Genomic DNA, 19,751 nt, shown 5'->3' on the forward strand with positions numbered 1-19,751 from the left:
CGGAGCATCACTTGCGCTTTGTTCGTACACATGTTCGAATGAACGCCATGCGCTGGGACAACCTCTCCGCTCCCCCGGACGAGGGGACTCCCGATCGGGCGGCGCCGGCGGCTCCACCCCTGCCGCTGGCGCTGCCCGGCGCCGTCGCCCGCACGTTCGACACCCCGGGCTTCGCCGGCATGACGTTCTACGAGGTGCACGCCAAGTCGATCATCAACCGGGTGCCCGGCCAGTCGCGGGTGCCGTTCGAGTGGACGATCAACCCCTACCGTGGTTGCTCGCACGCGTGCGTCTACTGTCTGGGCGGCGACACACCGATCCTGATGGCCGACGGCCGCACCAGGGCGATCAGCGAGCTGGAGCCCGGCGACCGGATCTACGGCACCCGCCGGCGCGGCGCCTACCGCCACTACGTCGTCACCACGGTGCTCGACAAGTGGTCCACTGTGAAGCGGGCCTACCGGGTCACCCTGGCCGACGGCACCACGCTCGTCGCCAGCGGCGACCACCGGTTCCTCACCGAACGCGGCTGGAAGCACGTCACCGGAACCATGCGGGGCGGCGGGCGCCGTCCTCACCTGACCACCCGCAACCGCCTGCTGGGCACCGGCCGGTTCGCGGTCGCGCCGAAACGCTCGGCCGACTACCACAGGGGCTACCTGCACGCCCTGATCCGCGACCACGACCGGCCCGGCTTCGGTGCCCGCTTCCGGCTGGCCACCGCCGAGACGGAGGCGCTGGATCGTGCCGAGCGCTACCTGGCCGACGCCGGGGTCACCGTCGAGCGGGCCACAGCCGGCCGGGTCGGCCGGCGGGCGACGACCACTGTGGTACGCACATCCGGCCCGGCCGAGGTCGTCACCGGGTTGTTCGCGCCACCCGACGACACCACCGGTGACTGGGCGCTCGGCTACCTGGCCGGCATGTTCGACGCCGCCGGCACATGCCACCGGGGCGTGTTCCGGATCAGCGTCGCGGACGACGAGAGCCGGGCCCGCACGGCCGCCGCGCTGGACCGGTTCGACTTCCGCTGGGCGCTCGACGTGCCGGGTACGCCGGGTGCGGCGCGTCAGCTCCGGCTGACCGGCGGGCTGCCGGAGCGGCTGCGCTTCTTCCACCTCACCGACCCGGCAGTCACCGCCCGGCGCTCGATCGAGGGCATGGCGCTCAAGTGCGCGGCGCGGCTCCAGGTGACCGCCGTCGAGGATCTGGGCCTGGAGCTTCCGCTGTGGGACATCACCACCGGCACCGGCGACTTCATCGCCAACGGTGTGGTCAGCCACAACTGCTTCGCCCGCAACACCCACACCTATCTCGACCTGGACGCCGGTGCCGACTTCGACCGCAAGGTCATCGTCAAGGTCAACGCGGGCGAGCTGGTACGCCGGGAGCTGGCCGCTCCGCGCTGGCGCGGCGCGCACGTCGCCATGGGCACCAACGTGGACTGCTACCAGCGGGCCGAGGGCCGCTACCGCCTGATGCCACAGATCATCGAGGCGCTGCGCGACTTCGCGAACCCGTTCTCCATCCTGACGAAGGGCACGCTGCTGCTGCGTGACCTGCCACTGCTGCGCCAGGCCGCCGAGGTGACCCGGGTCGGGCTGTCGTACTCCGTGGGGTTCGTCGACGAGGCGCTCTGGCGGGCGGCCGAGCCGGGCACCCCGAGCCCGCGCCGCCGCCTGGACGCGGTCCGTCAGCTCGCCGACGCCGGCTTCGAGGTGGGTGTGCTGATGGCGCCGATCCTGCCCGGTCTCAGCGACGACGAGGAGTCGATCGACGCCACTGTCGCAGCGATCGCCGCCTCCGGCGCGGCCGGCGTGACGCCGCTGCCGCTGCACCTGCGGCCCGGCGCCCGGGAGTGGTACGCCCGCTGGCTGGCCCGGGAGTTCCCGCACCTGGTGCCCCGTTACCGGCAGCTCTACCAGGCCGGCTCGTACGCGCCGCAGGCGTACCAGCGGGAGGTGACCGCGCGGGTGCGGATCGCGGCACGCCGGCACGGGCTGCACCGGGGCGAGACCGGCGACAACCGCCGACTGCCCGAAACTCCGCCGCCTGCCCCGGCCGCCGAACAGCTCTCCCTGCTCTAGCCGCCGAGAGAACCCGCACCGGCGGGGCTAGTGTCGGGGGATGCGTTCCGCTCAGCAGATCCTCGCCGACTCCGCCGTGATCGCCGTCGTGGGCGCCTCCCGTGACCCGGGCAAGGCCGCGCACCGCGTACCGCTGGAGATGCAGCGGCACGGCTGGCGGATCATCCCGGTCAACCCGACGGTGGACGAGTTGTTCGGCGAGAAGGCGTACCCGACGCTCGCCGACATCCCGCACCCGGTCGACCTGGTCGACGTGTTCCGCCCGGCCCGGGACGCGGTCGACGTGGTCCGGCAGGCGGTGGCGATCGGCGCCCCGGCGGTGTGGTTGCAGCTCGGGATCTTCTCGGACGAGGCACGCCGGATCGCCGAGGAGGCCGGCCTCGACTACGTCGAGGACAGATGCCTCATCGTCGAGCGGGCCGCCGCCGGACTGACCCGTACGCCAGGCGGAACGGCCGGCTGACGGCGCGTACCCTTCGGGCATGTCCGATCCCGGCCCGATGGCGGCTGCGGCGGTGCCCGACCGCGACGGGCTGTGGTCCCGCCGGCTGCTCGCGCCGAGCGGCTGATCGCCGCGATCGAGCGGTTCCGGACCACGCCGGAGGCACTGGCGGTGGGGTTGCCGGTGACCGCACCGGAACCGGCCCCCGGCGTGGCGGAACGATGAGTCCTACTGCTTGTACTGCTTGAGCAGGCCGCGCGAGATGATCGTCTTCTGGATCTCCGAGGTGCCCTCGCCGATCAGCAGGAACGGCGCCTCGCGCATCAGGCGCTCGATCTCGTACTCCTTGGAGTAGCCGTAGCCGCCGTGGATCCGGAACGCCTCCTGGACCACCTCGGCGCAGTACTCGGACGCGAGCAGCTTCGCCATGCCGGCCTCGACGTCGTTGCGCTGGCCGGCGTCCTTGAGCCGGGCCGCGTTGACCATGAGGGCGTGCGCGGCCTCGATCTTCGTGCCCATCTCGGCGAGCTTGAACGCGACGGCCTGGTGCTTGGCGAGCGGCTGGCCGAAGGTGTGGCGCTGCTGGGCGTACGCGACAGCCAGCTCGAACGCCCGGATCGAGATGCCGCAGGCGCGGGCCGCCACGTTGACCCGGCCGACCTCGATGCCGTCCATCATCTGGTAGAAGCCCCGGCCGACCTTCTCCTCGCCGCCGAGCACGGCGGAGGCGGGCACTGTGACGCCATCGAGCACCATCTCGGTGGTCTCGACGCCCTTGTAGCCCATCTTGTCGATCTTGCCGGGGATGGTGAGGCCGGGCGCGGTCTCGCCGAAGCCGGGCTCCTTCTCCAGCAGGAAGGTGCTCATGTTGCCGTAGACCGAGTCGGCCCCGGTGTCGGTCTTGACCAGGGTGGCCACCACCGACGAGTACGCCCCGTTCGTCAGCCACATCTTCTGGCCGTTGAGGACGTAGTTGTCACCCTCGCGGACGGCCTTCGACTTGATCGCCGAGACGTCCGAGCCGCACTCGGGCTCGGACATCGAGAACGCGCCGCGCACCTCGCCGGTGGCCATCCGGGGCAGCAGCCGGGCCTTCTGGTCGGCCGAGCCGTGCTGCGAGACCAGGTACGCCACGATGAAGTGGGTGTTGACGATGCCGGAGATCGACATCCAGCCCCGGGACAGCTCCTCCACCACGAGCGCGTAGGTCAGCAGGGACTCGCCCAGGCCGCCGTACTCCTCGTCGATGGTGAGGCCGAACAGCCCCATCTCGCGCATGCCGTCGAGGATGTCGCTCGGGTACTCGTCGGCGTGCTCCAGCCGCTGCGCGTGCGGGATGATCTCCTTGTCGGCGAACTCCCGGACGGTTTCCAGGATCGACCGCTGCACGTCGGTCAGTCCGGGTGTCTGGGCGAGTCGGGCCATCTCAGCCTCCGGGGTCGGCGCCTTACTCATGGGTAACTGAACGCTCGGTCAGTATCGGCCCCGGGACCGGCCGCGCCAAGGTGACCAGTCCACACAACCGCTGTGAAAAGGTTCACCGCTGCGGGTAGCGTCCGCAAGAGAAAAGGCCGTCGACCTGGGGAAAGGGGCGCGCGTGAGTGACGAGCAGCCACCCTCGCCGTACGAGTCGCCGTCGCACGGCCAGCCGTACGGGCAGCCGCAGTACGGCCAGCAGCACCAGCAGTACGGCCAGCAGCCGCCGTACGCGCCGCAGCCGCCCTACGGCCAGTACGGCCCGCCCGGCCAGGGACCAGGACCCCGTGGCACGAACGTGCTCGCCATCCTGTCGCTCGTCTTCGCGTTCGTCTTCGCGCCCGCCGGCATCGTCTGCGGCCACCTGGCCAAGCGGCAGATCCGGCAGACCGGCGAGGACGGCGACCAGCTCGCCACCTGGGGGCTGGTCCTCAGTTACATCTTCACCGCGCTCGGCGTGCTGATCTGCTGCGGCTGGATCGGCCTGGCGTTCTGGGCCAACTCCGACAACAGCACCCACTGACGGTCAGCGGAACTGCGCCTCCCGGACGCTGTTGCCGCCGTCGACCACGAGCATCTGCCCGGTGATGTACGAGGCGGCCGGTGAGCAGAGGAACGCGATCGCCGCGGCCACCTCGTCCGGGGTGCCGGGACGCCCGACCGGCGTACCGAGCCCCTGCTTGATCTCCGCCATGGTGGATGCCGCGGTGTGGATGATGCCCGGCGCCACCGCGTTCACCGTCACGCCGTCGGCGATCATCTCCATCGCCAGCGCCCGGGTCAGCCCGACCACGCCGGCCTTGGCCGCCGCGTAGGCCGCCTCGGTGGGCAGCGCGTTCACCGGCCCGGCGGTGGCCGCCAGATTGACGATCCGGCCCCAGCCCCGCTCGGCCATGCCGCCGATGAACGCACGGCTGCTCAGGAACGCGGTGGTCAGGTTGCGGTCGATCTCGCCGCGCCACTCGTCGTACGTCAACTGGGCCACCGGACGCAGCACCTCCGGGCTGGCCCGGCTGGCCAGCCCCGCGTTGTTCACCAGCACCTCGACGTCGCCGAGCTGCTCGGCGACCGCGTCGGCGAGCGCGCCCACCTCCGACTCGTCGGTGAGATCGGCGACGAAACCGGTGACACCCAGCTCGCCCGCGCGATCGTGGATGCGCCTCGTGGTGGACACGATCGCCACCCGGGCGCCCAGGTCGGACAGCCGGCGCGCGGTCGCGTACCCGATGCCGTCGGGGCTGCCCGCGCCGGTCACCAGCGCGACCCGGCCGTCCAGGCGCATGGTGGCCGGTTCCGGCAGCGGCGCGGGCCGCTCGGAATCGGCGGCGCCGACCGGCTCGCCGCCACGCGGGCGCCGCACCGACCCCGGCCGGCTCATGTCCCGTCGCGACCGACCCCCACGCGCGTCAAGTGCCATGCCGAAGATCCTGCCCGGTGCCGACCGAACGGGCAACGCGGTGGCCGAAAGGGGACGCCCGTGTCGCGCGCCGGGTGGCTACCCTGAGCGCGACCACGTACCTGGAGATGATCAGATGACCTATCCCCCACCGTCCGGTGGCTGGCAGGACCCCTCGGCGGCCGGGCCGCAGTCGAGCCCACCGGTTGACCCGCTGCTGCCGATGGCCGGCAACCCCATCCCGGCCCAGCCCAGCCCGGCGGACCCGTACGCGCCCGCCGACTCGTACGCCGGCATGAAGTCCGCCGACCCGTACGCGGCGGCCGGTTACCCGCCGGGCGCCTACCCGCAGCCGGGCGCGTACCCGCCCCCGGGGGGCTACCCCGGATACGGGTACCCCGCCGGACCGAAGCAGAACGGCCTGGCCATCGCCGCGATGATCGTTTCGATCATCGGCGCGCTCGGCCTCTGCGGTTACGGCCTCGGTGGCTACATCGGCGTGGTGGGCGCGATCCTCGGTCACGTGTCCCGTAAGCAGATCAGGGAACGCGGTGAGGGCGGCGAGGGCTTCGCCACCGCGGGCATCATCGTCGGCTGGATCGCCACCGCGCTGGCCGTGCTGGCCACCGCCGCCATCGTGATCTTGATTGTCTGGGCGGCCAACCAGGAGTCGTCCGGCTACAGCGGCACGACCTACTGAACCCGGCGGGCCGCCCCGCGAACTCGGGGCGGCCCGGGCCGGTCACTCCGAGGGCGGGGTGAACGAGGAGGTACGGGACATGCCCGCGGCACGGCCCTTCGCGGCGATCACCAGCGCCATCTTGCGGGACGCCTCGTCGATCATCTCGTCGCCGAGCATCACCGCGCCGAGCTTCCCGCCCGCCTCCGAGGTGTAGTAGTCGTACGCGTCGAGGATCAGCTCGGCGTGGTCGTAGTCGGCCTGCGCCGGGGAGTAGACCTCGTTGGCGGCGTCGATCTGGCCGGGGTGCAGCACCCACTTGCCGTCGAAGCCCAGCGCCGCCGAGCGCTTCGCCACCTCACGGAACGCGTCCACGTCCCGGATCTGCAGGAACGGGCCGTCGATGGCCTGCTTGTCGTGCATCCGCGCGGCCATCAGGATGCGCATCAGGATGTAGTGGTACGGGTCACCCGGGTAGTCCGGGATCAGCGCGCCGACCACCAGCGACTTCATGTTGATCGAGGCCATGAAGTCGGCCGGGCCGAAGATGATCGTCTCGACCCGGGGCGAGGCCCCGGCGATGGCGTCCACGTTCACCAGCCCGGCCGCGTTCTCGATCTGCGCCTCGATGCCGATCCGGCCCACCTCCAGGCCGAGCGTCTTCTCGATCTGGGTGAGCAGCAGGTCCAGCCAGTGCACCTGCTCGGCGTTCTGCACCTTCGGCAGCATGATGCAGTCCAGGTTCGCCCCGGCGCCCTCGACCACCTCGATGACGTCCCGGTAGGTCCACGGCGTGGTCAGGTCGTTCACCCGGACCACGCGGGTCTTGCCCGTCCAGTCGCCCTCGTTCAGCGCGGCCACGATGTTCTTGCGCGCGTCCGGCTTGGCCAGCGGGGCGACCGCGTCCTCCAGGTCGAGGAAGACCTGGTCGGCGGGGAGGCCCTGGGCCTTGCCGAGCATTTTGACGCTGGAGCCGGGTACCGCCAGGCAGGATCGGCGGGGACGACCGACAGCGGTCATGGATGCGCTCCTTCCAGCGTCCGGCGCGGTGCCGGCGCAGCGGTGGATTTCGAGAACTTAACGATCCCAAAGGGCGTGGTGACGCCACGGTAACCTCGTGCCGTGACTGGGGTGAATGGACCTGTGGAAGATCTCACTGACCGTCGGATCGTGGTGCTGACCGGGGCGAGCTCCGGCATCGGCCTGGCCGCCGCGGAGGAGCTGGCTCGCCGTGGTGACCAGGTCGTGCTGGTCGGCCGCGACCCGGCCCGGCTGCGCGCCGCGGGCGAGCGGGTCCGCGAGTGCTGCGGTGAGCAGCCGGAGCTGTTCCGCGCCGACTTCGCCGTGCTCGACGACGTACGCGGGCTCGCCGAACGGCTGCGCGAGCGGTACGACCGGATCGACGTGCTCGCCAACAACGCGGGCGCGATCGTGCTGGAACCGATCACGACGGTCGACGGTTTCGAGCTGAGCATTCAGGCCAACCACCTCGCCCCGTTCCTGCTCAGCAACCTGCTGGCCGACCGGATCGGGCGGATGGTGGTCACCGCCTCGGACGCGCACCGCAGCGGCGTGCTCGACCCGGACGACCTCAATTCCGCGCTGCGCTCGTACCGGCCGTTCCGGGCGTACGGCACCAGCAAGCAGGCGAACATCCTGTTCACCGCCGAGGCCGCGCGGCGCTGGCCGGAGGTGCCGGCGCACGCGTTCCACCCCGGCGTGGTGCGCACCCGCTTCGGCAACGAGAGCCGGATCGTGGCGCTCGGCATGCGGCTGCTGCCGTTCCGCAGCCCGGAGAAGGGCGCGGAGACGCTCGTGTGGCTGGCCTGCCAGGACCCGTCCCGGCTGACGGACGGCGGCTACTACGCCGACCGCAAGCCGCACCGGCCCCGGCCCAAGGCGGCCGATCCGGCGCTCGCCGCGCGGCTCTGGACCGCCAGCGCGCAGGCGGTTGGGCTCGACGCCTGACGACACCGAGGGGACATATGACCACAGAGCAAGAGGTCCTGCTGGTCGCGCTCGTCGACCTGAGCGCCGACATGGACGCCGGGCGGCGCTACGAGGACGGGGTGCTGGCGCTGCTCGGCCGGCACGGCGGCGAGTTGGAACGGCGGCTGCGCACCGGCGACGGGGAGACCGAGGTGCACGTCATCCGGTTCGCCGCCCGCGCCGGGCTCGACGCGTTCCTGGTCGACCCGGACCGCGTCGCGCTGCGCGCCGAGCTGGGCGACGCGGCGCCCGCCACCCGGGTGCTGGAGGTACGCGACGTCTGAGCTGCGCCTTCTCCCTCACTTCATCACGCGGGGACGCCGAGAACAAGACTTGATCTTGAGGCTGGCGAGGCGCAGTGTCGGGGCGTGGACTTCGATCCCCTGGCCACCGCCCGCCGCGCACTCTGGATCGGCGGCGCGCAGTGGGCCGGCAAGACGACACTCGCGGTCACGTTGGCACTGCGGTACGGGCTGACCGCGTACCTCTACGACCGCCACGACGCGCGAGGGCACGACGACCGGCGGATCGCCGACCGGATCCGACGGGGTGAGCCGCCGGACGGCCCGGACGCGGAGGCGACCTGGGTGACGACGGACCCGGAGCGGATGGCAGCCGAGACCCTCGCCGGGTTTCCGCGCCGCTTCGAGTGGGTGCTCGACGACCTGAGCGCGCTGGTGAGCGGCCGCCGGGTGGTCGCCGAGGGCTGGGGGCTGCGGCCCGAACTGGTCGCCCCGGTCGTCGAGTCGACAGGGCAGATGGTGGTGCTGGTGCCGACGCCGGAGTTCCGCGCGTACCAGGTGGAACGGCTGCCGCGGGCGACGGCCCGGCATCCCGGCGTGAGCGACCCGGAGCGGGCGTGGCGTCATCGGATCGCGCGCGACGAGCTGGTCGCCGCCGACGCGGTCGCCGGCGCCCGGACGCTCGGGGTACGCGTGATCGAGGTGGACCTGGGCCGGGACGCCGAGGCGGTCGCCGCGCTGGTCGCCGACCACTTCGCCGGGTACCTCTGAGCGTCACCGCGACACGTGCACCGGGACGCTGGTGACCACCACGCCGGGCAGCGCCCGCAACGCCGCCCGCAGCCGCTGCTCGGCGCGGCTGTGCAACAACCGGTACCGCCGTCGGCGCAGCACCACCTCCGGCACGATCACGGTGAGCGTCAGCTCCGGGTGCGCGGCGTGCAGCGCCTCCAGGTAGTGCGCGAGCGGCCCGATCACCGACCGGTACGGCGACACGATCGTCTCCAGCCGCAGGTGGTCGCCCCAGGCCCGCCACTGGTCCCGGAACCGGTCCGCCTCGGCCTCCTCCGGCGCGAGGTGCACGGCGAGCGTCGGCCGCCCGAGCGACGTGGCGTACGCCAGTGCGCGCAGCGACGCCCGGTTCAGCCGGGCCACCGGCACGACCACCAGATGGCGTACCTGCTGGGGCAGCTCGTCGCCCTCGGCGGGCGGCGCCGACGGCGGCGGGTGCAGCGCCAGCGCGCGGTGCAGCCGGTCGTAGTGCCTGTGGATCCGGCGGAACAGCAGCACCAGCAGCGGCACGGCGAGCACCACCACCCAGGCGCCCTCGGTGAACTTGGCGACCGCCGCGGTGAGCAGCACCAGCCCGGACAGCGCCGCACCCGCCGCGTTCAGGGCGAGCCGGCGACGCCATCCCGGCCCCCGGTGGCGCCGCCAGTGCACCACCATCCCGGTCTGGGACAGCGTGAAGGCGAGGAACACACCGACCGCGTAGAGCGGGATCAGCCGCTCGGTGTGCCCGCCGAACGCGACGAACACCAGCGCGGCCGTCAGCGCCAGCGCCACCAGCCCGTTGCTGAAGGCCAGCCGGTCGCCCATGTGCAGGAACCGGCGCGGCGCGTGGCCGTCCCGGGCCATGAAGAACAGCAGCCGGGGGAAGTCGTTGAACGCGGTGTTCGCGGCGAGCAGCAGGATCAGCGCGGTGGTGGCCTGGAGGATGGCGTACCCGGGCCCGCTCGGGAACGTCACCCGGCCGAGCTGGGACAGCAGCGTCTCGTCCGCCCGGGGCGCCAGGCCGTCGAGGTGGATCAGCCCGACCAGGCCGGCGAACAGCGTGACCAGCATGGCGACCATCCAGCCGAGCGTGGTGCGGGCGTTGCGCCACTCGGTCGGCCGGAACGCGGGAACCGCGTTCGAGACCGCCTCGATGCCGGTCATCGACACCGCGCCGGAGGAGAACGCGCGCAGCACCAGCAGCACGCCAAGGCCCTCGGCGGCGGGCACCGAGGGCGGCGGCAGCGGCGCGAAACCCCGCGAGGCGGCCTTCGCGTACCCGACCGCCAGCACCGCGACCAGCACCACCACGAACGCGTACGTGGGCAGCACGAAGATGTTCCCGGCGGTCCGTACGCCGCGCAGGTTGCCGGCGAGCAGCACGGCGATCACCAGCACCCCGAGCGGCACGGTCCACCGGCCGAGCCCGGGTAGCGCCGACGTGACCGCGTGCACCCCGGCCGCCACCGACACCGACACGGTCAGCACGTAGTCGAGCATCAGCCCGGCGGCGGCGGCCAGTCCCGGCGTACGCCCGAGGTTGTCCCCCGCGACGATGTAGGAGCCGGCGCCGTGCGGGTAGGCCGGGATGGTCTGCCGGTAGGACAGGCCGACCGCGACCATCAGCACCACGAGCACGGCGGCGAGCGGCAACGCCAGGCCGAGCGCGGCGCTCCCGGCCAGCACCAGCACCGCGAGCATCGCCTCCGGCCCGTACGCCACGGAACTGAGCAGGTCCGAGGAGAGCACCGGCAGCGCGACCAGTTTGCGCATCCGCTCGTACAGCACCGAAGCGCTGGACAACGGCGGACCGAACAGGGCCCGGCGGACCCGGGTGGCGGCCCGCCCGGCCCGGCCACCGGGCAGGTCGGCCGCCCCGGTGGCGACCAGCTCGCCCGGCTGCGCCACGGTGAACATGTCGATCGGCGCCAGCCGGCCGAACCGGGTCGGCGCCGGGTGACGGTCGTGCCGCCCGAGCGCCGGGTCCACCGGCAGGTCGTCGGCGTCGCGAGGGCCGCGCCAGCGTTCGCCGATCCGGCCGAGCGCCGCCCGGTCCTCGTCGCCGAGCGGCGGGAACTCGGCCGAGGGCGTGACGACGGTGCCCGCCTCCGCCGCGTCGTCCCGGTCCGCCCCCACCCTGAGCACTTTCGTGCAAACCGGACCGCCCGGTGGCCGGAACGGCGCGACTTCGCCCCGACCGGCTCAGCCGCCCGGCGGCGTCGGGCCGGCCAGAGCCGCCCCAGGCGAGGATCGCCGACCAGCCGACGCGTCGAGTGGCGGGTGCGGAACGGTCGGTAATCCTCACCCGGACACCCGACAGACACGCACCGTCAACGAACCGTTACGATCATGCACGTCCCGGCGATCCCTGACAGACGTCCGGAGGCGTCCCTCATGCCCAGGTTCCAGGCGGTGCTGTTCGACTTCTTCGGCACCCTGACCCACGGCGCGCGGCGCGGAGCCGCCCACCGCGCCACCGCCGAGGCGCTCGGCTGCTCCACCGAGTCCCTGGTGGAGGTGCTGGACAGCAGCTACTACGAACGGGCCAGCGGATCCTTCGGCGACGCCGAGTCGACGATGCGGTGGGTGTGCGGCCGGCTCGGCGTCCACCCGTCCGACGCGGCGGTACGCGCCGCCGTCGCCACCCGCCACCGGGCCGTGCGGGCCGGCGCCCGGCTACGCGCCGAAGCGGTGCCGGTGCTGGCCGCGTTGCGCCACCGGGGCGTACGCACCGGGCTGGTGAGCGACTGCACGCACGAGCTGCCGGCGTTCCTGCCGCAGCTCGCCGTCGCGCCACTGCTCGACGCCCAGGTCTTCTCGATACGGGTCGGACGCTGCAAGCCCGATCCGGCGCTCTACCTGGCCGCGTGTTACCGGCTCGGCCAGGAGCCGGCCGACTGCCTCTACGTCGGCGACGGCGACAGTCAGGAACTCACCGGGGCGGAGCGGGCCGGGCTGAGCGCGGTCCGGTTGGCCGCGCCGGACCTCGCCGACCACGTGGTGCTCAACGCCGACCACGGCTTCCACGGGCCGTCGATGACCTCGCTGACGGAGGTGCTCGGCCTGCTCGACCCGGTCCCTGTCGCCTGACCGGCTCGTCAACGGCTTCACACGGTCAGCGGCGGCGGACGCGGTGCAGGCGGAACGGCTTGCGGGCGGCCCGCACCACAGGCGCCGGCCGGGGCTGCTCACTGAGCGAGCCGTCCGGCAGGTCGGCGCCGGTCACTGCGGTGCCGGCGGGCGCGAGCCGGTTGAGCGCGCAGCCCTGCGCCGCCCACCGCTCGACCAGCTCCGTGGCGGAGCCGGAGGCGTTGAGCCGCTTCGCCGCGACCAGCGGCGCGATGGTTTCCCACTCCTCGGTGCCCGGTCGCAGCCGGGTCACCCGCGCCGGCCAGGTGACGATCCGCCCGCCGTGATCGCCGCGCAGCGTCACGTCGGCGGTGTCGCTGCCGGCCAGCCCCGGTGCGGCCTGCTCGCCGGGGCCGGTGACCACGAGCAGCGTGCCCTCCACCGGCAGGCACCACAGCGCGTACGCCGGGCCGCCGCCGGTGCTCACCCAGCAGACCGCGGCCTTCTTCACCGCCTCGTCCACGAGCGGCGGCGTCACCCGCTCGTCCACCTCGTCGCTCACCCCGCCATCCTCCCCCATCCCCACCCCAACTCGCCCCACCCCGCCACCCCGCCACCCCGCCCGCCCCCGCCGCCCCCACCCCCGCCCGCGGTGATCAAGGAGTTTGTGTCCTTCCCCGGCCCGTTCGCCGGCACAAACTCCTTGATCACCGGAGCGGGGGGCGGGGGGCGGAGGAGGGAGGAGGGATGGGGTGGGGGGTGGGTGGGCTCAGCCGATGAAGGGGGGGACGGTGATCTCGCCTCGGGCCACCGGCATCACCTGGCCGGAGACCGTCGCGCCCATCGCCAGCCCGCCGGAGGCGGTCACCGTGCAGTGGAGCGTGGACGGGCGGTTGATCTCGATGCCCTGCCGGACGGTGTACTCCGCGCGGCCGTCGCCGGGAAGCAGGCCGCTGGCGACCAGCCACACGCCCAGTCCCAGGGCGGCCGAGCCGGTCGCCGGATCCTCGGGTACCCCCAGCCCCGGCACGAAGACCCGGGCGTGCGCGGTTTGCGAATCGGCGTCCCAGGAGAAAAGGCTGACGTGCTCCACTCCGTACCGCTGCGCCGCCGTCGTGTTCAACAGTGCCCGGGCCACCGCGTCCGGGCGTACCGGAAGGTAGGGGAATTCGAGACCGCACCCGGCGACCCGGGGTGGCGGGCCGACGTGGTCCGGTCCGGCGAGGCCGACCATCTCCAGCAGCGGCTCCGGGTCGAGTTCCGGGCCGAGCGTGGGCGTGCCGCCGGTGAGCGTCGCGCCGGTGGCCGTCACCTCGAGCGGCAGGACGCCGACGCCGCACTCCTGGGTGACCCGGCCGGTGCCGAACACGCCGCGCCGGCTCGCGGTCACCGCGGCGCCGACGCTCGGGTGCCCGGCGAACGGCAGCTCGTCGGCCGGGGTGAAGATCCGGGCCCGGTAGGTGGCGCCCACCTGCGTCGGGGGCAGCACGAAGACCGTCTCGGACAGGTTGAACTCCAGCGCGAGCGCCTGCATCTGCTCGGTGGCCAGCCCTTCCGCGCCGAACACCACGGCCAGCGGGTTGCCGGCGAACGGGCGGTCGGTGAAGACGTCCACGATCTCGTAGCCCAAGGTCGACATGCTGTTAGAGAGTAGGCCCTTAGGCTGGTGCCCGTGAGCACGCCGAACCGGGTCTACCTCGCTCGACTCGCCGGAGTCGCCGTCTTCGACCCGAACGGCGACCAGGTCGGCCGTGTCCGGGACGCGGTGGCCCGGATGCGCGCGACGCAGCGACCGCCGGAGGTGGTCGGTCTGGTCGCCGAGATGCCGATGCGGCGACGCATCTTCCTGTCCATCAACCGGATCACCTCCATCGACCCGGACGCGGTGGTGCTCGGCAGCGGCACTCTCAACCTGCGCCGGTTCGAGAAGCGCCCGAACGAGCTGCTGGTGCTCCAGGAGCTGCTCGACCGGCGGGTCCAGCTCGACAGCGGGCAGGCCGGCTCGGTGGTGGACGTGGCGATGGAGTGCAGCCGCGGCGGCGAGTGGGCGCTGGGCCGGGTCGCCGTCCGCGAGCACACCGGCCGGCTCACCCGCCGCGGCCACCTCCACCAGGTCGACTGGGACCGGGTCCGCGGCCTGGGCACGGTCGGCGACAACCGGGGTACGGCGAACCTGCTCGCCGTCCTGGAGGACATGCGCCCGGCCGACCTGGCGAACGCCCTCCAGGACCTGCCCGACGCCCGGCGCAACGAGGTGGCCGCCGCGCTCGACGACGAACGCCTGGCCGACGTGCTGAGCGAGCTGCCCGAGCGCGACCAGGTGGAGATCCTGGCCGCGCTGGACCGCCAGCGCGCCGCCGACGTCCTGGAGGAGATGGAACCGGACGACGCGGCCGACCTGCTGAACGAGCTGCCCCCGCCGGAGCAGGACGTGCTGCTGGACCTGATGGAGCCGGACGAGGCCGACCCGGTACGCCAGCTGCTGCGCTACGCCTCCGGAACGGCCGGCAGCGTGATGACCTCGGAGCCGGTGATCCTGCCGCCGGACGCCACGGTGGCCGAGGCGCTGGCCCGGATCCGGGAGGTGCAACTGTCCCCCGCCGTGGCGGCCCAGGTCTTCGTGGCCCGTGCCCCGCTCACCACACCGACCGGCCGCTACCTGGGTATGGTGCACTTCCAGCGGTTGCTCCGCGAACCGCCGGCCGACCTGCTCGGCGGCATCGTGGTGAACGACATCGACCCGCTGCGCACGTCGACCCCGCTGCCCGAGATCACCCGCCGGATGGCCACGTACGACATGGTCGGCATGCCGGTGGTGGACCGGAACAACCGGCTCGTCGGCGCGGTGACAGTGGACGACGTGCTGGACCACTCCCTGCCGCGGGACTGGCGGGAACGGGACGCGGCATCCACCTCGTCCGCCACCGACGACGGCACCCTGGACGGCGACGATGAGTGACCAGCGACGCGGCGACCGGCTCGACCAGCCGCGCGCCCCGCGGAGCCTGCACCTGCCGCGGGTCGACGCGGAGACGTTCGGCCGCTGGGCCGAGGGCATCGCCCGGGGCATGGGTACGGCGAACTTCCTCGTCTACATGACGCTGATCCTGGTGGCCTGGTTCCTGTGGAACACGCTGGCGCCGGCGAATCTGCGCTTCGACCCGTACACCTTCACGTTCTTGACCTTGATCCTCTCCCTCCAGGCGTCGTACGCCGCGCCGTTGATCCTGCTCGCGCAGAACCGGCAGGCGGACCGGGACCGGATCGCGATGGACGAGGACCGGCGGCGGGCCACGCTGCAGAAGGCCGACACGGAATACCTGGCCCGGGAGATCGCCGCGCTGCGGATAGCGATGGGTGACGTGGCGACCCGGGACTTCCTGCGCTCGGAGCTGACCCGGCTGGGTGAGGAGCTGGACGAGGCGGCCGAGCGGCGGCGCAAGCTGGAGCGGCGGCAGCAGGAGCGTGAGGGCCGGCGGGCGGGCGGCGGCGAGCCGCTGGACGAGCCCCGGGACGAGCTGGACAGCGACTACGCGCGCGACCGCTGACCGGTCATCGAATCGCTCACACCGCCCCCGCCAGCGGCGGTGGCGGATGACCCGCGACGTAGCATTGCGGGCATGTCAGCACCCGTCAGCACCGTCTCCGACGCGATCCAGGCCGCCCTGGCCACCGTCAACGACCCGGAGATCCGCCGGCCGATCACCGAACTCGGCATGGTCAAGTCCGCCGAGCGCGACGAGGACGGCGTGGTCCGGGTGGAGCTGCTGCTCACCGTGGCCGGCTGCCCGCTGAAGGACAAGCTGCGCAGCGACATCACCGCCGCCGTGGGCGCGGTACCCGGCGTGAGCGGTGTCGAGATCACCTTCGGGGTGATGAGCCCGGAGCAGCGCCAGGAGCTGCAGTCGAAGCTGCGCGGTGGCGGCGCCACCGCCGAGCCGGTGATCCCGTTCGCCCAGCCGGGCTCGCGGACCCGGGTCTACGCGGTCGCCAGCGGCAAGGGCGGCGTCGGCAAGTCCAGCGTCACCGTCAACCTGGCCGCCGCGCTGGCCGCCCGGGGCCTGTCGGTGGGCGTGGTGGACGCGGACATCTACGGTCACTCGGTGCCCCGGATGCTCGGCGCCGACGGTGCGCCGACCCGCGTCGAGGACATGATCATGCCGCCGCAGTCGCACGGCGTGAAGGTCATCTCGATCGGCATGTTCACCCCCGGCAACGCCGCTGTGGTCTGGCGCGGGCCGATGCTGCACCGGGCGCTCCAGCAGTTCCTCGCCGACGTCTACTGGGGTGACCTGGACGTCCTCCTGCTCGACCTGCCGCCGGGCACCGGCGACATCGCGATCTCGGTGGCCCAGTTGCTGCCGAACGCGGAGATCCTGGTCGTCACCACGCCGCAGGCGGCCGCCGCCGAGGTGGCCGAGCGGGCCGGCGCGATCGCGTTGCAGACCCACCAGCGGGTGGTCGGCGTGATCGAGAACATGTCCTGGCTGGAGATGCCGGACGGCTCCCGGATGGAGGTCTTCGGGGCCGGCGGCGGCGCGGCGGTGGCCGAGTCGCTGACCCGTACGATCGGCGCGCAGGTGCCGGTGCTGGGGCAGATCCCGCTGGACACCCGGGTACGCGAGGGCGGCGACGCCGGTCAGCCGATCGTGCTGGCCCAGCCGGACGCCCCGGCCGCGAAGGCGCTGTTCGAGGTCGCCGACCGCCTGGCCGTGCGCCGTGAGTCCCTGCTCGGCAAGCCCCTGGGCCTCAAGCCGGCCGGCCGCTGACCCGCACCGCTCCCGCTCTCCGCCGCCCCTTCCCGCCATGCGGGAGGGGGCGGCGCCCGTTTCAGCGGACGATCATGAGGTTGGCGGTCGCCGACGCGCCGCCACCTTCATGATCGACGGCGCGCGAGAGGGCGAGCGGTCAGGTGGCGTCGTCGTAGGACGGGCGGGGGGCCGGGGGCGTCGGGGTGGGTGCGGGGGTGCTGGTCGCCACGCTCGGGGTGCGCAGGTCGGCGGCCTTCGCCACGTCCTTCAACTCGTCGTGCACGCCTGTGACGTCCGAGCGCAGGTCGTCGTACATGCTCTGGAGCGGCTTGCGGATCGCCTGCTCGTCTTCCTCGCTGAGCAGGTGCTTGCGGATGAACGCCTTGGGGTGCAGATCCTCCAGCTGGATGTCGGTGCCCAGCTCGCGACTCAGGTCGCCGGTGGCGTTGCGCGCCATGTTGCGCAGGTTGCGGACCATCCGGAGGCCGTCGCTGATCACGTTGGGCAGCCGGTCCCCGAAGATCAACAGCGCCAGGAGCAGCAGGACGCCGATCTCCCACCAGTTCAGGTTCTCGAACACCGCGGCCTCCTCGTCCGTGTGAGGGCAAGACTACGCACGTCAGGTGACCATCCGGGAGGGGGTGACGGGTGCTTACTTCGCGTCAGCGGCGAGCGTCACCGACGCGTTCTGGCGCGACGACCCGCGCCGGTACTCGACTGTCACCACCGAACCGGGCGCGTACTTGCGCACCAGGGCCACCAGGTCGGTCGGATCGGTCATCGGATGGCCGTCCAGCCGCAGCACCACGTCCCCGGTACGGAGTCCGGCAGCCGCCGCCGGGCCGGCCGGCTCGACCGCGTTGAGGCGTACCCCGCCGCCGGTGGCGCCGGTGCCGCCGACCTGGGCGCCGATCACCGTACGCCGGGCCTTGCCGGTGCCGATGATGTCCTCGGTGATCCGCTTCGCCTGGTTGATCGGGATGGCGAAGGCGAGGCCGATGTTGCCGGCCTCCTGCCCGTCGGCCACCAGCGACTTGATCGTCGAGTTCACCCCGACCACCCGCCCGGCGCCGTCCACCAGCGGGCCGCCGGAGTTGCCGTGGTTGACCGCGGCGTCGGTCTGGATCGCCGCGTAGTAGCGGGTCGGCCCGCCCGGCTCGCCGGCCTGCATGGTCCGGTCCAGCGCGCTCACGATGCCGGCGGTGACGGTGTTCGCGAGCGACAGCGGTGACCCGATGGCGAGCACCGGGTCACCGACGGCGAGCGCGTCGGAGTCGCCGAACTGCACCGGGGTCAGCCCGCCGCGGGAGACTTTGATCACGGCGAGGTCCGACTCCGGGTCCTGCCCGACCACGGTGGCGGCGGCGGTGCTGCCGTCGTTGAACACGACAGTGGCCTTGCCCGGGCCGTCGGCGACCACGTGGTCGTTCGTGACGATGTGGCCCTCGCTGGTCACCACGAAGCCGGAGCCCTCGCTGGTGCCGCCGAGGCTGACCACGCGGATGGTGACCACGCTGGGCAGGACCCGCTCGGCCACCCCGGCCAGCGACTCGGGCTTGCGCTGCGCCAGCGCCGGGGCCTGGCCGGACTGCGCGCCGATCGTCGGCACGTCGCCGCCGCGCAGGAACGCGTACGTCAGGGCGCTGCCCAGGGAACCGGCCAGCAGCGCGGTGACCAGCGAGATCAGCACCACCTGCCGCAGCCCCGGCCGGGCCGGCAGATCGGGGTCGGTGACTGGCTCCGGCTCCCCCGCACCGGGCGCCGGTGTCGCCGGAACCACCACGGCGGCGGGCGCGTACGGGTCCCGCCAGGGGTCGGCCAGCGCGTCGGACCACCACGGCGACGGCACCTGACCCGGGGCGTCCTGCGGCGGTCGTCCGGACGCCGGCCCACCCGGTGCCGGCGATCCGCCGGGCCGCCGCCAGTCCCAGCCGTCGGTCACGTCGGTGCCTCCCACTCCGTCCCGCTGGCCCCGCGCCGGCGGCCGGCGGAGCCGGACGACAGTGACGCGCGGGACCCATCCAGGATTACACGGATGGCGCGAATGGGGTCAGGGGTTGCCGTCGGTGAGCACCCGGCGACGGACTCGCGGCTGCGCCGGTACCGGCCCGCCTCTACGCTCACAGTGCATACCGCCCCTCGCACCAGTCCGCCCCTCGGAGGTGTCCCATCGCCACGGTCGCCGGTCACGGCAGTTCGACGGCCCAGGCGCTTCACTTCGCCGAGTCTTTCGTCCCCGAGGATCTCGTGCTGCGCACGGCCCGCGCCCTCGCCCACGAGGTGGGGGTGGAAGCGGTCACGCCCGGGTCGGGCGCCGCGCTGCGGCTGCTCGCCGCCGCCGGCAACGCCCGGGCGGTGGTGGAGATCGGCACCGGCACCGGCGTGAGCGGCGTGTGGCTGCTGCGCGGCATGCGCCCCGACGGGGTGCTCACCACGATCGACGTCGAGGTCGAATACCAGCGCATCGCCCGGCGGCTGTTCCAGGAGGCGGGCTTTCCGTCGGGACGTACCCGGATCATCACCGGCCGGGCCCTCGACGTGCTGCCCCGGCTCGCGGACGGCGCCTACGACCTGGTCTTCGTGGACGCGGTGGCGACCGGCTTCGCCGCGTACGTGGACGCGGCGCTGCGGCTGCTGCGCCCCGGCGGGGTGCTCGCGCTCAACGGCGCGCTGGCGGCCGGCCGGATCAGCGACCCGGCCGCGCGCGACGTCGAGACGGTCACCGTGCGGGAGACGATCAAGGCGATCCGCGAGTCGGAGCAGTGGGTGCCCGCGCTGCTGCCGGTCGGCCACGGCCTGCTCGCCGCGGTGAAGGCCTGACTCGGCCCCCACGTGCCCCGGCACGC

The 19,751-nt window shown here is 73.0% G+C and carries 20 protein-coding genes; 12 read left to right on the forward strand and 8 right to left on the reverse strand.

Annotated features, from left to right (window positions below):
* Positions 1-47 precede the first annotated feature (47 nt).
* The gene (locus AB0C17_RS24595) at positions 48-2,087 is read left to right on the forward strand and encodes an intein-containing Rv2578c family radical SAM protein (RefSeq protein WP_357480684.1); all 2,040 of its coding nucleotides are present in this window, start codon (positions 48-50) and stop codon (positions 2,085-2,087) included.
* A 40-nt stretch (positions 2,088-2,127) separates the two neighbouring features.
* Positions 2,128-2,550, forward strand: a complete 423-nt coding sequence (locus AB0C17_RS24600) for a CoA-binding protein (protein WP_357381298.1) — start codon at positions 2,128-2,130, stop codon at positions 2,548-2,550.
* Positions 2,551-2,757: 207 nt separating this feature from the next.
* On the opposite strand, the gene AB0C17_RS24605 is transcribed toward AB0C17_RS24600, so the two are convergent.
* The gene (locus AB0C17_RS24605) at positions 2,758-3,954 is read right to left on the reverse strand and encodes an acyl-CoA dehydrogenase family protein (protein WP_357381296.1); all 1,197 of its coding nucleotides are present in this window, start codon (positions 3,952-3,954) and stop codon (positions 2,758-2,760) included.
* 172 nt (positions 3,955-4,126) lie between these two features.
* On the opposite strand from AB0C17_RS24605, the gene AB0C17_RS24610 reads away from it, so the two are divergent.
* Entirely contained in the window at positions 4,127-4,528 is a 402-nt protein-coding gene (locus AB0C17_RS24610; RefSeq protein ID WP_357480650.1) for a DUF4190 domain-containing protein, read from the forward strand.
* A gap of 3 nt (positions 4,529-4,531) precedes the next feature.
* Here the strand turns inward: AB0C17_RS24610 and AB0C17_RS24615 are convergent, their stop codons facing one another.
* Positions 4,532-5,383, reverse strand: a complete 852-nt coding sequence (locus AB0C17_RS24615; protein WP_357381292.1) for an SDR family NAD(P)-dependent oxidoreductase — start codon at positions 5,381-5,383, stop codon at positions 4,532-4,534.
* 154 nt (positions 5,384-5,537) lie between these two features.
* Between AB0C17_RS24615 and AB0C17_RS24620 the strand changes: the two genes are divergently transcribed.
* Positions 5,538-6,101 (forward strand): DUF4190 domain-containing protein, encoded by a 564-nt coding sequence (locus AB0C17_RS24620; RefSeq protein ID WP_357480653.1) that lies wholly within the window; start codon positions 5,538-5,540, stop codon positions 6,099-6,101.
* A 42-nt stretch (positions 6,102-6,143) separates the two neighbouring features.
* Here AB0C17_RS24620 and AB0C17_RS24625 read toward each other — a convergent pair whose 3' ends face one another.
* Positions 6,144-7,100 carry a CoA ester lyase gene (locus AB0C17_RS24625; protein ID WP_357381288.1) on the reverse strand — a complete coding sequence of 319 codons (957 nt, stop codon included), beginning with the start codon at positions 7,098-7,100 and terminating at the stop codon, positions 6,144-6,146.
* Between the two features lie 123 nt (positions 7,101-7,223).
* Here AB0C17_RS24625 and AB0C17_RS24630 point away from each other — a divergent pair, with 123 nt between their 5' ends.
* The 3 genes from AB0C17_RS24630 to AB0C17_RS24640 all read left to right on the forward strand — a co-directional run bounded on the left by AB0C17_RS24630 (position 7,224) and on the right by AB0C17_RS24640 (position 9,082).
* The gene (locus AB0C17_RS24630; protein ID WP_357381286.1) at positions 7,224-8,048 is read left to right on the forward strand and encodes an SDR family NAD(P)-dependent oxidoreductase; all 825 of its coding nucleotides are present in this window, start codon (positions 7,224-7,226) and stop codon (positions 8,046-8,048) included.
* A gap of 17 nt (positions 8,049-8,065) precedes the next feature.
* Positions 8,066-8,353: a hypothetical protein gene (locus AB0C17_RS24635; RefSeq protein WP_357381284.1), complete on the forward strand. Its 288-nt coding sequence runs from the start codon at positions 8,066-8,068 to the stop codon at positions 8,351-8,353.
* A gap of 84 nt (positions 8,354-8,437) precedes the next feature.
* The gene (locus tag AB0C17_RS24640; RefSeq protein ID WP_357381282.1) at positions 8,438-9,082 is read left to right on the forward strand and encodes a hypothetical protein; all 645 of its coding nucleotides are present in this window, start codon (positions 8,438-8,440) and stop codon (positions 9,080-9,082) included.
* Positions 9,083-9,085: 3 nt separating this feature from the next.
* Here the strand turns inward: AB0C17_RS24640 and AB0C17_RS24645 are convergent, their stop codons facing one another.
* On the reverse strand, positions 9,086-11,221 hold the full coding sequence (locus AB0C17_RS24645; protein ID WP_357471850.1) for an APC family permease: 2,136 nt from the start codon (positions 11,219-11,221) through the stop codon (positions 9,086-9,088).
* A 258-nt stretch (positions 11,222-11,479) separates the two neighbouring features.
* Here AB0C17_RS24645 and AB0C17_RS24650 point away from each other — a divergent pair, with 258 nt between their 5' ends.
* On the forward strand, positions 11,480-12,175 hold the full coding sequence (locus tag AB0C17_RS24650; RefSeq protein ID WP_357381278.1) for an HAD family hydrolase: 696 nt from the start codon (positions 11,480-11,482) through the stop codon (positions 12,173-12,175).
* 25 nt (positions 12,176-12,200) lie between these two features.
* Here the strand turns inward: AB0C17_RS24650 and AB0C17_RS24655 are convergent, their stop codons facing one another.
* Both AB0C17_RS24655 and AB0C17_RS24660 read right to left on the reverse strand, forming a co-directional pair.
* Positions 12,201-12,734: a hypothetical protein gene (locus AB0C17_RS24655; protein ID WP_357381276.1), complete on the reverse strand. Its 534-nt coding sequence runs from the start codon at positions 12,732-12,734 to the stop codon at positions 12,201-12,203.
* A 189-nt stretch (positions 12,735-12,923) separates the two neighbouring features.
* Positions 12,924-13,793: a PhzF family phenazine biosynthesis protein gene (locus AB0C17_RS24660; protein WP_357381274.1), complete on the reverse strand. Its 870-nt coding sequence runs from the start codon at positions 13,791-13,793 to the stop codon at positions 12,924-12,926.
* Positions 13,794-13,826: 33 nt separating this feature from the next.
* On the opposite strand from AB0C17_RS24660, the gene AB0C17_RS24665 reads away from it, so the two are divergent.
* From AB0C17_RS24665 to AB0C17_RS24675, 3 genes are all read left to right on the forward strand, one after another.
* Positions 13,827-15,113, forward strand: a complete 1,287-nt coding sequence (locus tag AB0C17_RS24665) for a CBS domain-containing protein (RefSeq protein ID WP_357381272.1) — start codon at positions 13,827-13,829, stop codon at positions 15,111-15,113.
* A complete protein-coding gene (locus AB0C17_RS24670; protein WP_357381270.1) occupies positions 15,106-15,702 on the forward strand; it encodes a DUF1003 domain-containing protein in 597 nt (198 codons plus the stop codon). The genes AB0C17_RS24665 and AB0C17_RS24670 overlap by 8 nt, the downstream gene beginning before the upstream one ends.
* A gap of 72 nt (positions 15,703-15,774) precedes the next feature.
* Entirely contained in the window at positions 15,775-16,923 is a 1,149-nt protein-coding gene (locus AB0C17_RS24675; protein ID WP_357381268.1) for a P-loop NTPase, read from the forward strand.
* Positions 16,924-17,062: 139 nt separating this feature from the next.
* Here the strand turns inward: AB0C17_RS24675 and AB0C17_RS24680 are convergent, their stop codons facing one another.
* Together AB0C17_RS24680 and AB0C17_RS24685 are read right to left on the reverse strand one after the other, a co-directional pair.
* Positions 17,063-17,485: a preprotein translocase subunit TatB gene (locus AB0C17_RS24680; RefSeq protein WP_357381266.1), complete on the reverse strand. Its 423-nt coding sequence runs from the start codon at positions 17,483-17,485 to the stop codon at positions 17,063-17,065.
* 72 nt (positions 17,486-17,557) lie between these two features.
* The gene (locus AB0C17_RS24685; RefSeq protein ID WP_357381264.1) at positions 17,558-18,862 is read right to left on the reverse strand and encodes a trypsin-like peptidase domain-containing protein; all 1,305 of its coding nucleotides are present in this window, start codon (positions 18,860-18,862) and stop codon (positions 17,558-17,560) included.
* A 290-nt stretch (positions 18,863-19,152) separates the two neighbouring features.
* Here AB0C17_RS24685 and AB0C17_RS24690 point away from each other — a divergent pair, with 290 nt between their 5' ends.
* A complete protein-coding gene (locus AB0C17_RS24690; protein WP_357381262.1) occupies positions 19,153-19,725 on the forward strand; it encodes an O-methyltransferase in 573 nt (190 codons plus the stop codon).
* Positions 19,726-19,751: the final 26 nt, after the last annotated feature.

It is taken from the genome of Micromonospora sp. NPDC048887, assembly GCF_040649715.1.
Classification (GTDB): Bacteria; Actinomycetota; Actinomycetes; order Mycobacteriales; family Micromonosporaceae; genus Micromonospora.

What these genes read in the sequence shown, in the direction of transcription:
- AB0C17_RS24595 (WP_357480684.1), top strand. Translation starts at nt 48, where the DNA reads ATGCGCTGGGACAACCTCTCCGCTCCCCCGGACGAGGGGACTCCCGAT.
- AB0C17_RS24600 (WP_357381298.1), top strand. Translation starts at nt 2,128, where the DNA reads ATGCGTTCCGCTCAGCAGATCCTCGCCGACTCCGCCGTGATCGCCGTC.
- AB0C17_RS24605 (WP_357381296.1), bottom strand. Translation starts at nt 3,954, where the DNA reads ATGGCCCGACTCGCCCAGACACCCGGACTGACCGACGTGCAGCGGTCG.
- AB0C17_RS24615 (WP_357381292.1), bottom strand. Translation starts at nt 5,383, where the DNA reads ATGAGCCGGCCGGGGTCGGTGCGGCGCCCGCGTGGCGGCGAGCCGGTC.
- AB0C17_RS24620 (WP_357480653.1), top strand. Translation starts at nt 5,538, where the DNA reads ATGACCTATCCCCCACCGTCCGGTGGCTGGCAGGACCCCTCGGCGGCC.
- AB0C17_RS24625 (WP_357381288.1), bottom strand. Translation starts at nt 7,100, where the DNA reads ATGACCGCTGTCGGTCGTCCCCGCCGATCCTGCCTGGCGGTACCCGGC.
- AB0C17_RS24635 (WP_357381284.1), top strand. Translation starts at nt 8,066, where the DNA reads ATGACCACAGAGCAAGAGGTCCTGCTGGTCGCGCTCGTCGACCTGAGC.
- AB0C17_RS24650 (WP_357381278.1), top strand. Translation starts at nt 11,480, where the DNA reads ATGCCCAGGTTCCAGGCGGTGCTGTTCGACTTCTTCGGCACCCTGACC.
- AB0C17_RS24655 (WP_357381276.1), bottom strand. Translation starts at nt 12,734, where the DNA reads ATGGGGGAGGATGGCGGGGTGAGCGACGAGGTGGACGAGCGGGTGACG.
- AB0C17_RS24660 (WP_357381274.1), bottom strand. Translation starts at nt 13,793, where the DNA reads ATGTCGACCTTGGGCTACGAGATCGTGGACGTCTTCACCGACCGCCCG.
- AB0C17_RS24670 (WP_357381270.1), top strand. Translation starts at nt 15,106, where the DNA reads ATGAGTGACCAGCGACGCGGCGACCGGCTCGACCAGCCGCGCGCCCCG.
- AB0C17_RS24675 (WP_357381268.1), top strand. Translation starts at nt 15,775, where the DNA reads ATGTCAGCACCCGTCAGCACCGTCTCCGACGCGATCCAGGCCGCCCTG.